This window comes from Bradyrhizobium sp. sBnM-33 (assembly GCF_032917945.1).
Taxonomy (GTDB): domain Bacteria; phylum Pseudomonadota; class Alphaproteobacteria; order Rhizobiales; family Xanthobacteraceae; genus Bradyrhizobium.
Window position 1 is genome coordinate 2,276,821 of record NZ_CP136624.1, and the last position, 12,148, is coordinate 2,288,968.

Consider the following 12,148-nt stretch of genomic DNA (forward strand, 5'->3'; position numbering starts at 1 on the left):
TAAGAATGGCAGGAAGGCTTCCCGAGGAGGCCGAAGTCGTAGTTATCGGCGGTGGCATAGCGGGCTGTTCGGTCGCCTATCACCTCACCAAGCTCGGTGTGAGCGACGTTGTCTTACTCGAACGCAAGCAGTTGACATCCGGAACGACATGGCATGCCGCGGGTCTCGTGACGCAATTGCGCGCCACCCGAAACATGACGGAGCTAGCCAAATACACCGGCGAATTGTTTCACAGTCTCGGCCCCGAGACTGGGCAGGAAACAGGCTTCAAGCAAAACGGCGCTCTGCGGCTCGCCAAAAGTCCTGGCCGCCTCGAGGAATTGCTGCGCGGCGCTTCGATGGGACGCAACTTCGGCCTTGAGATGCATGCTGTCTCGCCTGCGGAGATCAAGGAGCGCTGGCCGCTCCTCAATCTGGATGGCATCGTTGGAGGGATATGGGCTCCCAAAGATGGCCAAGTGAATCCTGCCGACGTTACGCAAGCCTTCGCGAAGGGCGCGCGTATGGCCGGTGCGAAAATCATTGAAAACCTGCGCGCCGACCGGATTCTAATTGAGCACGGGTGTGCCGCAGGCGTCTCGACGAATGAAGGTGACATTCGCTCCAAGAAGGTCGTCATTTGCGGCGGCATGTGGTCACGCGAGTTTGCCTCGAAGCATAGCATTTCTTTGCCTCTTCATGCAGCAGAGCACTTCTACGTCGTCACTGACGCAATTCCAGACTTACCGCGCGAACTGCCGGTATTGTTCGTGACCGATGAGGAGGCTTACTACAAGGAAGATGCCGGCAAGCTGCTCGTGGGATGCTTCGAAAAGGAGGCGAAGCCCTGGGCTCGCGATGGTATTCCGACGGACTTCTGTTTTGACTCGCTGCCTGAGGACTTCGATCATTTTGAACGAATTCTCAATATGGCGGTCAACCGGGTTCCGGTGCTTGCCAACACCGGCATACAGCTGTTTTTCAACGGCCCCGAAAGTTTCACACCTGACAATCGATACCTGCTTGGCGAGACTTCCGAGGTATCGGGTCTCTTCACGGCCTGCGGGTTCAATTCGGTAGGCATTCTGTCTTCCGGCGGCATCGGAAAGGCCCTCGCCTCTTGGATCAAGGAGGGCCACGCACCGGTCGATCTCGCCGATGTCGATGTTCTCCGTATGCATACGTTCCAATCGAACAAGTCGTATCTTTACGATCGGACGAAAGAGGCTCTTGGCCTGCTCTTTGATATGCATTGGCCCTACCGTCAATACACGACGGCGCGCGATGTTCGTCAAAGCGTCTTCCATGATCGGTTGAAAGCACTCGGCGCAGTGATGACGGAGGCTGCCGGATGGGAGAGGCCCGGGTACTTCTCCCCCGACGGAAAGGCGAAGGAAATTGAATATTCATATGGCCGGCAAAACTGGTTCGATATCGTCGGCCAGGAGTGCCGTAACGCAGCCGGGCACGTCGCACTGTTCGATCAGAGTTGCTTCGTCAAGTATATGGTAGACGGGCGGGATGCTTGTGCAGTCCTCAGCCGGATCTGCGCCAACAATGTGGACGTGCCCGTTGGCAAGCTTGTTTATACGCAATGCCTAAACGAGCGCGGCAGGATAGAGGCGGACATTACAGTCACTCGGCTTGCCGAAGATTCCTACTTGGTAGTGACGGCGGCGACGTCGCAGACACGCGACTTAGTTTGGTTGCGACGCAACACTCCAGATGAGGCCCATGTTTTTATCCGAGATGTGACGTCGGGATTGCCCATGCTCGGTCTTATGGGACCTAATGCGAGGCCATTGCTTGAGCGGTTATCAGGTTGCGACCTTTCGAATGCGTCCTTTCCGTTCGCATCCAGCCACGAAATCGAGATCGGCTACGCGAAGCTACGCGCAAGCCGCGTCACGTATGTGGGCGAACTCGGGTGGGAGCTCTACGTGCCGGCCGAGTTCGCGGCGCATGTCTTTGACAAGGTCGTTAAGGCTGGCGCTGATTACGGCTTGTCGCAGGCTGGCTACTTTGCTCTTGGCTCTATGCGTATGGAAAAGGGCTATCGCCACTGGGGCCACGACATCGGGCCGGAAGATACACCCTACCAAGCTGGCCTCGGCTTTGCGGTGAAGTTGGAAAAACCGGGAGGATTCATTGGCCGCGAGGCATTGCTGCGACAGAAAGAACAGGGATCCGTACGCCGCCGGCTCGTGCAATTCAGAATGATCGAACCGGATGCTCCGCTTGTCTACCATCAGGAGCCCATATGGGCTAATGGCCGTTTGGTCGGATCTATTACCTCTGGCGCCTATGGACATCGTGTCGGCGCTTCCCTCGCAATGGGCTACGTCGAGAACGGCGACGGAATAGACGCCTCGTTTCTGTCCGCATCAAAATTCGAGATCGAGGTAGCAGGCAAGCGCCATAGGGCAGCAGCGCAATTTGCTGCGCACTATGATCCCTCTAATTCGAAGATCACTGCGTAGGTTCATCGCGGACAGGAGGAATGCCATGAGCGCGAGCGCCGCCTTTTTAGAGCCGCAGCTCTCCGTGCGCGACGTCGCTGTCCATTTTGGAGGCATTCTAGCGCTCGACGGCATTCGCTTTGATTTGCATCGGGGCCAGATCCTTGGCTTGATCGGCCCCAACGGTGCAGGCAAGACGACGCTCTTCAACTGTTTAAGTCGGCTCTACACGCCCGTTTCCGGCGACATTATCTACGAAGGCGACTCCATCCTGTCGAGCCCAGCCCACCGGATGCCGGTGATCGGCATCGGACGCACATTCCAGAACGTGTCACTCTTCCGCCAGCTGTCTGTGCGCGACAATATCCGCGTCGGCGCCCATTCGAAGAGCGGGAGCGACCTGTTCTCCGATTCTCTGGCGCTTCCTTGGGTGCGGCGACAGGAAAAGCATATCGATCACGTTGCCGGGGAACTGATCGACTATCTCGACCTCGCAGATGTGGCGGACCTGCCAGTCAATGGTCTTCCTTTCGGAACGCAGAAGCGCGTCGAACTGGCCCGCGCGCTTGCGATCAAGCCCGGCCTGCTTCTCCTCGACGAACCAGCTGGTGGGCTCAACCATGAGGAAGTCGCCGAGCTCGGGCGCTTGATTCGCCAGATCAGAGACGATCGTGGTGTCACCGTGCTCCTCGTCGAGCACCATATGGGCCTCGTCATGTCGGTTTCCGACACGGTCGTGGTCCTCAATTTCGGCCGCAAGATCGCTGAGGGCGCACCCGCCGAAGTTCAGAATAACCCCGACGTCATCGCCGCCTATCTCGGAGGAAACACGCATTGACGGCGCTTCTCAACGTCACCGGGTTGCGCGCCTCCTATGGCGATTTCCGCGTCCTTCAGGGCATCGACTTTACTGTCGAGCGAGGTGGAGTGACAGCCCTGCTTGGTACAAATGGCGCCGGGAAAACGACGACGCTGCGCGCCGTATGCGGCATGATCGGGCACAGCGGCGTCATTGTCTTCGACGGCGTCGACATCGCTAGGCGCGCGACCGAGGACATCGCGCGGCTCGGCATTGCTCATGTGCCGGAAGGTCGTGGCACCTTCACCGGCCTGACGGCAGAGGAAAATCTCCAGTGCGGCGCGATCACACGCAAGCACAAAGCCTCAATCGCCACTGATCTCGAGCGCATCTATCACTGGTTTCCACGATTGAAGGAGCGCCGTCGACAGCAAGCCGGTACGCTGTCAGGCGGCGAGCAGCAGATGCTCGCCGTCGCCCGCGCCTTGATGTTGCGACCGAAGCTGATCCTGCTTGACGAGCCCTCTTTCGGCCTCGCTCCGATGATCGTCGCCGAGCTCTTCTCGATCCTGCGCAAAGTCAATGAGGAGGAGGGTGTCGGCATGCTCATCGTCGAGCAGAACGCAGCGCTCGCCCTCGAACTCGCCGACCACGCGTTCCTGATCGAGACCGGAAGCATCTTGATGTCGGGGACCGCTACTGAAATCCGCGATAACGAATCCATTCGCGCCGCCTATCTAGGCTACTGAGAGGATGCACAACAAATGGAGTTGCTGATCCAGCAACTGGTAACCGGCATCGCGACGGGCGGCATCTATGCCTGCATGGCACTCGCCATCGTGATGATATACCAGGCGATCCACCACCTGAACTTTGCTCAGGGCGAGATGGCGATGTTCTCAACCTTCATCGCCTGGCAACTACTTCAATGGGGCCTTCCCTACTGGTTCGTGATCCCGCTGACTGTGGCGGTCTCCTTCGTTGGCGGAATAGCCATCGAGCGCATTATCATTGGGCCACTCGGCGACGCCCCAGTCCTGAGCCACGTCGTTGTCTTTATCGGCCTTTACGCGGTCATCAACAGCCTCGCAAGCTTCATCTGGGATTTCACCACCAGACCCTTTCCCAGCCCCTTCGGTGGAGGCTCGCAACTCGGCGGCCTGATTAGTAACCAGCAGATCGGCATGGTCGCCGTAACGCTCCTCGTCCTCGTCCTGCTCTATGCCTTCTTCCGCTACACGCGAATTGGCCTCGCCATGCGGTCGGCAGCGGAAAACCCGGTCTCAGCTCGTCTTGTCGGCATTCGTGTCGGACGGATGGCGGCGCTCGGCTGGGGCATGGCTGCAGCGATTGGCTCGATCGCCGGCATTCTGATCGCACCCATCGTCTTCCTCGAGCCCAACATGATGCTATCGATTCTCCTCTACGGGTTTGCTGGCGCCGTGCTCGGCGGTTTGGCGAACCCCGCTGGAGCAGTCGCGGGCGGCATCGCCGTCGGTGTCATCGAGAATCTCGCCGGTACGTATGTCCCAGTCATCGGCTCGGAGCTGAAGCTGCCGATTGCGCTCTTCCTGATCATAGTCGTCCTCGTTTTCAAGCCAACCGGCCTTTTCGGTCGTACCGTCGTGCAGAGGGTCTGAACCGTGACGATAGAGACATCGATCGCGCGGCAGTCGTCCGCAACAATGAGCAAGCCCACCGCCGTCAATCCCGCGCAGCGCATCATTGCAGGTAGGCGAACAATTGCCGTCATTTCCCTGGGGCTAGCGATTGCTGCGCCCTTCCTCGTGGGCAATTTACTCATCTTTCAGTTCACCATGGTGCTCGTCTATGCGATCGCTATCCTTGGCCTCAACATCCTGACCGGCATTAACGGCCAGTTCTCACTCGGCCATGGTGCCTTCTACGCGGTAGGCGCCTATACGGCCGCCATCATGATGGATCGCTGGGGCGTCGGTTATTTCTGGACCTTGCCGGCAGCAGGAATCATTTGCTTCGTTGTCGGCTTCCTCTTCGGCCTACCGGCGCTGCGCCTTGAAGGCGTTTATCTTGCACTCGCAACGTTCGCACTCGCTGTCGTCACGCCGCAGCTCTTCAAGCTTTCGCCTTTCGAGCCATGGACGGCAGGCGTCACAGGCATCACGCTCGCCAAACCCGACGCGCCCTTCGGTCTGCCACTCGATCAGGACCAATGGCTCTATCTATTCACACTGGCGATCGGGATCGCAGCTTACGTTTGCGCCCGCAATCTGATCGCGAGCCGCGGCGGCCGAGCCCTGATGGCAATCCGCGATAATCCGATCGCGGCGCGGTCGATGGGTATCAATACGGCGGTTTACAAGTCGCTCGCCTTCGGTGTGAGCGCGCTCTACACAGGTGTGGCCGGCGCACTCGGTGCGATCGTGGTCCAGTTCGTCGCGCCCGATTCCTTCACCTTCTCGCTCTCTGTTGCGCTCCTCGTCGGTCTTGTCGTCGGCGGCGTCGGTTGGTTGCCAGGCGCGCTCTTCGGTGGCGCCTTCGTCCTGTTCGTCCCAAACTTCGCAGAGACTATTTCCAAGGGGCTTTCCGGCGCGGTCTACGGGCTCGTCCTGATCCTTCTCATGTACGTCATCCCGAGCGGACTGGGCGGCCTCGTGCGCGCCGTAAAGGCGCTCGCATCGAAAAAATAGATTAGTGCGGTTTCAAAATGGAGCAAAGCCATGCAGAACAGACGCTCGATCCTGAAATACGGCAGTGCAGGTCTCCTGCTCAGCGCCAGTCTTGCGCTCTCGGGCGCGAGTTATGCAGAAGGCAAGTACGATCCCGCCGCGTCCGACATCGAAATCAAGATAGGCAATACAAACCCATACAGCGGTCCAGCATCGGCCTATTCGACGATCGCCAAGACATTCGACGCCTACTTCAACAAGCTGAATGACGAAGGTGGCATCAATGGGCGGAAGATCAAGTTCATCTCCTACGACGACGGCTATTCGCCACCCAAGTCGGTTGAGCAGGTGCGTAGGCTGACGGAGAGCGACGAGGTCCTTCTTCTTTTTCAGCCGCTCGGGACCGCAAATAATATCGCTATTCGGAAATACTTGAATGGCAAGAAGGTGCCGCAGCTCTTCGTGTCGTCCGGCGCCGCTACGTTCGGGGACCCCAAGCAGTTTCCCTGGACTATGGGCTGGCAGCCGAGTTACGAAAGCGAAGGCATTATTTACGCCCGCTGGTTAATGGAGAATATGCCGAACGCCAAGATCGGTGTGTTGTATCAGAACGATGATTTCGGCAAGGACGTTCTGAAAGGTCTTCAGACAGGGCTTGGCGATAAGACCTCAATGATTGTCGCCGCGGCGCCATATGAGGCATCACAGCCGACGGTGGACTCGGAAGTGATTAAGTTGAAGGCGTCTGGAGCGGATGTCTTCATCAATGTTGCCACGCCTAAACTCGCCGCTCAAGCGATCAAGAAGGTCTACGAGATCGGCTGGAAGCCGACGCAAATCCTCTCCAATGTGTCCGACGTGGTCAGCGACGTCTTGAAGCCCGCCGGCCTTGAGGCCTCAACCGGCATTCTCTCGACGGCCTACCTGAAAGACACAGGGGATCCACAATGGGCTGATGACCAGGGAATGAAGGACTATTATGCCTTCATGGACAAGTACTATCCGGCCGGTGACAAAAGCTCAAAGTCCAATGCCTATGCCTACACAGTTGCTCAGACGCTGGTCCACGTCCTCAAACAGTGCGGTGATGATTTAACTCGTACCAATGTCATGAAGCAAGCGGCCAGCATGAAAGAAGTGACCCTGCCTCTGCTTCTGCCTGGCATGGCTATGACCACCAATGACGACGACTTCTATCCCATCGAGCAACTGCAGATGAAGAAGTTTGACGGCACCCGCTGGGTGCACTTCGGCAAAGTGATCTCCAGCGTGGACCTACAAGATCCAAAGAAGCCTTAACTCGCAGCCGTGTGGATTGGTTCGCCCAAGACCCGTCGCCGGGCCGAACTTCCACGACGGTCCACGCGCGCCTGTTACCCAAGCAGCGGCAACAGTTTGAGGATAAGATGGTCGATCGCATATTCTTCAACGGCACGGTTGTGACAATGGACCACGTGCGGCCGATCGCCGAAGCAGTGGCGGTAAAGCATGGCCAGATCGATAGGGTCGGCAGCACGGATGACATTCTCGTGCTTGGTCAGTCAGAAACAGAGCTCATCGATCTCAAAGGCGCGGCCCTTCTGCCGGGCTTTATCGAGGCGCATGGGCACCCTCTATTCAGCGCCTTGACCTGGGGGGACCCAGTTATTGACATCCGCGCCGTGCATACCCCGACCTACGACGCCGCGCTTGCCAAGATTAGGCGCCGGGTCGCAAAAGCCCAACCCGGCGACTACATCATGGCCGTCGGTTTGGATTCAACGCTGCATCAGGGAATGAAGGAGCCAAGTCGAGACGAACTTGATAGTATTGCGCCTGACAACCCTCTATCCGTAACATTGTTTAATTTTCACGCTTCGTACCTCAACAGCAAAGCGATTGAGGCCTGTGGTCTGAACGGAGAGATCGGTCCCGAATTTGCGAACCAGATTTCTCGAGACGAAAAGGGGCGTCCCTGGAAGTTCGCTGAGAACGCAAGCTGGCATGCACGGGACATATTCTTCGAGAAATGCGGAAAAGATCGTGCCGTCCGCGAGCTGCGGGGTTGGTTGGCGAAATACTCCGCCGCTGGATACACGACGACTGCGGAAATCGGCATGTTCCCAGAGTGGGCCGGTTACTTCGATGCTCTCCGCAAGCAGGAAACGCTGCCCATCCGCATTCGCGTCTATGAGTCAGGGGTGCTTGACAAGCCGTACGTGTCGAAATTGGGAGACGGCGATGATCGCTTCAGGACCATCGGAATCAAATTCTGGGCAGACGGCTCGCTTTTCGTTGGCACGGCTGCGGTGTCACGCCCCTATCTCAATACGGAGCTGACCATCAAGAAACTGGGTCTGCCGACCGATAATCTTGGCCATACAACCTACAGCCGGGATGAGCAGGCGAGGCTGATGACTGCTGCGGTTTCGCAAGGCTGGCAATTGGCCGTACACACACAAGGCGATACGACGGTCGACATCACGCTGGATCTGTATGAAGAGATTTTCAAGGTCTATCCGAATCGAAACGGACCTTGCCGTCTGGAGCACTGCACGATGATGAGGCCCGATCAAGTCGAGCGTGCGCATAAGCTTGGGCTCGTTTGTAGTTTCTTCAATCCACTTGCTTACTACTGGGGTGATCCCATGCGGCAGGACATGTTCGGTCCAGAAAACGCCGACACCATATTGCCATTCGGAACGGCGGCCAGGCTCGGCATGCGGGTTTCTTATCATTGTGACTCGCCGATGACATGGCCTGATCCGATGTTGTGCCTTTACTTTGCAACGACACGGCGAACGCAATCGGGTGCGGTGCTGGGCGGCGACGAGCGTGTTGATATCACGACTGCCCTGAAGGCAATAACAATCGATGCTGCGCACCACCTCCAGATGGAACACCTGGTCGGAAGTATCGTCGAACGAAAGCGGGCGGACTTTGTCGTGCTTGATCAGAGCCCGCTTTCCGTCGAGCCAGAAAATTTGCGCAACATCAAGGTACTCGGAACCTATGTCGATGGCGTGCGGGTAGAGACGGCCGTGAACCCGAAATGACGCCGATCACGATCATCGGCGGCTTTCTGGGGGCTGGAAAAACCACTCTCGTTCGCCGATTGCTGGCTAACCCGCACGGGCGTCGCCTCGGCGTTCTTGTGAACGATTTCGGAGCCCTCAACATAGATGCCGAATTTATAGGCGAGATCAGGTCTGACGTCGTTTCGCTGAAGAATGGCTGCATTGCAATATCAATGCCGACTTGATCGGCGGTGTTCGCCGGCTTCTTGCAACCGAGACTCGTCCAGATCACATCATTATCGAGACCAGTGGAGTGTCACAGCCGCGCCGCGTAGCCGAAACATTCTTCTCGAACGGCGTGAGTGATCGGCTAATCGTAGACAGCATAATCTGCTTGATTGATTGTCTAAATTGTCAAAATCTAACTTATGAGGAGACCGAATTTGCCATCGAACAGGCTGCCGTTTCAGATATCGTGGTCCTCAACAAGGTGGATGCAAGCTCGATGGCGGCGATCAAGTGTGTTTCCAAGACTCTGCGCGATGCGTTGCCATCCGTGCGAGTTCTTGAGGCAGCACACGTAGACATTCCTCCCGAAATCGTATTCGGAGTGGAGCATCAGCGAAGGAGACGGTTGAGGGCGGTACGGGCTGTCGGTCTCGTCGACGGAGAGATGCAAACGCACGATCGCACGTTTGTTTCCTGGAGTTGGCAGTCAAATCGACTGCTCAGTCTGGCTGCATTTCGCGAGGCCGTTAGACAATTTCCGGTGAGCATCTATCGTGCTAAGGGGTTTCTGTTCTTCGATGATGCGCCAGGCGAGCCTGCTCTATTCCAATTGGTCGGAAAACGATCTTCTCTCGATTTTCAGGGGCGCCTTACGTCCATCCGCCGGAACTCGCTCGTCGCAATAGGGCGCAGAGATTGTTTCGACCCTGCCAGAATACAAGCCATAATCGACGGTTGCCTTCTGACTCATCAGGGACCAATTCAGCGTTTGCAATCGGGCAGTCCTGGGCCATCTTCGGTCCCTTGTTCTTAATTCCTCCGGCTCGGGCTCACCTGTTGCCGTCGCCGGCAACTCATCTGCTGGCTCCGGTGCGAACAGGATATCGCATCGCTAGCAACGAGAGTTAGCCTCGGTAGGCGAATCCAAACACGAACCAGCGCAATTGGAGAAGTGACATGCATCCTTCAGCTTTTGACTACCCTGCCACGACTCCGGAAACGACGGTAGTTCGACTAGGCGGAAAGGATGTGCCCGACGAGTATAACTGGCTCGCGGAAACCAGCCCGCGGGTGCAGGCGTGGGTAGCGGAACAAAATCGACTGACCTCCCACTACCTTGCCGGGCTTCCGAGTCGCGAATTCGTTTCGGAGGCCATCGGCCGATATGATGTCGCTCGGCCGGACCAACTTCCGAGATTCGCTGGGGGCGCTTGGTTTTGGATCTCGAGCAATCTCGAAAGCGGCAGGCCGGCTGTCCGGACGGGGCCAAAATTTCCCGCGTCCGGAAGTGTCCTATATGACACGACTGATCTCGAGTCAGCCGTACCTACGATCACCTGGATCAGCCCAAGCTCGGATGGAAAAATACTCGCTCTCGGATTGTGCGAAGATGGGAGTGAAAATAATCGCATCATATTGATCGACGTATCGACAGGCCACGTTTTACCGGATGGGCCTGATATTCCACTGATGGACAATTGGACGGGCGGCGTTCACTGGCTGCCCGACGACCGCGGCTTCTATTTCACGGGCTTGCCAAATCGATCCGTGGATGGAGGATTCGAAGTCTTCCTTCACGATCTCAAGTCAAAACAAACCGGCCGAGCGGACATTACCTGGCCTCAAAAGACAGACTATCGAGGTGTATTCATTAGGCCCGGGACTACATGGGCGATTGCGGTGCAGGGACTATCGGACCCTGTTCCCATTGCGGTGCTTGATCTCGCTGATCCGCATGCCCAATGGCGTTCTTTCGTTCGCGAGGCAGAGGGCGGACTCCCAGGTCAGGTGTTCGGCAATCAATACATCGCTGTAACATTCGTTGGCGCCAATCGGGGGCGGATTGTCAGTATACCTCTATCCGGTGATGGCTCAACGGACACCTGGCGCGAGATCGTTCCGGAATCTAATGTTGTTTTCCGGACAATCATCCCGGCAGGAAACCGTTTCTACGTCACCTTGTTCGATGACACCTATTCTGGCGTTCATATCTACGGATTGAACGGCGAGTTTATCGATAGCGTTAGGCTGCCCGCTCTCGGTGCCATTACCGAGGGCATCTTTCCGATCATGAACCTGACGAGACCAACCTTCGAAACAACGGCTCTGTTTGTGGTCTCGACGCTAACGACTTCATGGGGCATATATAAGCATGACCCATCAAGTGGCGGTCTGGAAACAGTCGTTGCGCCTGCCACAACTATTCCCGATGCGATCGTGGAAGAAGGCACGGCGCGGTCAAAGGACGGCACGCCTGTGCGCTATCATGTCGTTGGAAAGAGACGGACGGAAACCGGGCCGCGTCCCACACTGATCTTCGCATACGGGGCGAGCAATCGTCCGCTCATCCCTGAATTCCCAGGTGCCATGGCCACCGTGGTTGAGGCCGGTTGTATTTTCGTCCACGCCCATATCAGGGGCGGTTCAGAGTTTGGACTTGGCTGGTGGCTGGAGGGGAGAGCTCAAAACAAGCAGAACGGCTACGACGATTTATACGCCGTTGCCGAAGACCTGATCAAGAAGGGTTTTACCCGACCTGCGCAGCTGGCCGTAGCCGGAAAGTCAAACGGGGGTATGATGGCTGGTGTGGCGATGACGCAAAGACCCGATCTTTGGGCTGCAGCAGTTCCCCTCGTGCCAGTGCTGGACCTCGTAGACTGGTTCACGCGACCCTACTTGCATGGAAACATCGAGTTTGGCGATCCTGATGATCCGCGGGACCTTGAGCGTATCCTCGCAACGTCGCCTTATCACGCTATCAGGCCTGGTGTTGCGTACCCGGCGCTTCTAGCGATTGCTGGCGCGACCGACCCACGTTGCCCGCCCTGTCATGCCTCAAAGTTTGTGGCGCGTCTCCAGTCCGCACAAGCGAAAGGCAAACCAGCCTTACTGCGAATCCACGAAAACGAGGGCCACGGTGCCGCGGCCGCAGCTGAGGTGCGCATGCGCCTCAACACAGAGTGGCTTACCTTCGTACTGTCCGAGATCACTAGTCCTACTGCGTCATAATTTTCACCGACTTCGACGTGAGATTGGTCT

General features: G+C 57.2%; 9 protein-coding genes and 1 pseudogene. All 10 read left to right on the forward strand.

The window, feature by feature from the left end:
* Positions 1-5: 5 nt before the first annotated feature.
* The 10 genes and pseudogenes from RX328_RS10525 to RX328_RS10565 all read left to right on the forward strand — a co-directional run bounded on the left by RX328_RS10525 (position 6) and on the right by RX328_RS10565 (position 12,118).
* Positions 6-2,459, forward strand: coding sequence for an FAD-dependent oxidoreductase (locus RX328_RS10525; RefSeq protein WP_213255584.1), 2,454 nt, complete (start codon positions 6-8; stop codon positions 2,457-2,459).
* A 25-nt stretch (positions 2,460-2,484) separates the two neighbouring features.
* Positions 2,485-3,276 (forward strand): ABC transporter ATP-binding protein, encoded by a 792-nt coding sequence (locus tag RX328_RS10530; RefSeq protein ID WP_213255586.1) that lies wholly within the window; start codon positions 2,485-2,487, stop codon positions 3,274-3,276.
* The gene (locus tag RX328_RS10535; RefSeq protein WP_213255588.1) at positions 3,273-3,986 is read left to right on the forward strand and encodes an ABC transporter ATP-binding protein; all 714 of its coding nucleotides are present in this window, start codon (positions 3,273-3,275) and stop codon (positions 3,984-3,986) included. Before RX328_RS10530 ends, RX328_RS10535 begins: the two co-directional genes overlap by 4 nt.
* Before the next feature lie 15 nt (positions 3,987-4,001).
* Positions 4,002-4,877: a branched-chain amino acid ABC transporter permease gene (locus tag RX328_RS10540; RefSeq protein WP_213255590.1), complete on the forward strand. Its 876-nt coding sequence runs from the start codon at positions 4,002-4,004 to the stop codon at positions 4,875-4,877.
* A 45-nt stretch (positions 4,878-4,922) separates the two neighbouring features.
* Positions 4,923-5,906: a branched-chain amino acid ABC transporter permease gene (locus RX328_RS10545; protein ID WP_213255592.1), complete on the forward strand. Its 984-nt coding sequence runs from the start codon at positions 4,923-4,925 to the stop codon at positions 5,904-5,906.
* A gap of 30 nt (positions 5,907-5,936) precedes the next feature.
* Positions 5,937-7,184: an ABC transporter substrate-binding protein gene (locus RX328_RS10550; RefSeq protein ID WP_213255594.1), complete on the forward strand. Its 1,248-nt coding sequence runs from the start codon at positions 5,937-5,939 to the stop codon at positions 7,182-7,184.
* A gap of 107 nt (positions 7,185-7,291) precedes the next feature.
* Complete coding sequence (locus RX328_RS10555) at positions 7,292-8,920, forward strand: amidohydrolase (RefSeq protein ID WP_213255596.1); 1,629 nt, start codon at positions 7,292-7,294, stop codon at positions 8,918-8,920.
* A pseudogene (locus tag RX328_RS43430) lies at positions 8,917-9,380 on the forward strand (CobW family GTP-binding protein); the annotation flags it as partial. The gene RX328_RS10555 and the pseudogene RX328_RS43430, both read left to right, overlap by 4 nt.
* Positions 9,381-9,554: 174 nt before the next feature.
* Positions 9,555-9,923 (forward strand): GTP-binding protein, encoded by a 369-nt coding sequence (locus RX328_RS43435; protein WP_409410895.1) that lies wholly within the window; start codon positions 9,555-9,557, stop codon positions 9,921-9,923.
* Between the two features lie 143 nt (positions 9,924-10,066).
* Positions 10,067-12,118: a prolyl oligopeptidase family serine peptidase gene (locus tag RX328_RS10565; RefSeq protein ID WP_213255602.1), complete on the forward strand. Its 2,052-nt coding sequence runs from the start codon at positions 10,067-10,069 to the stop codon at positions 12,116-12,118.
* Positions 12,119-12,148: the final 30 nt, after the last annotated feature.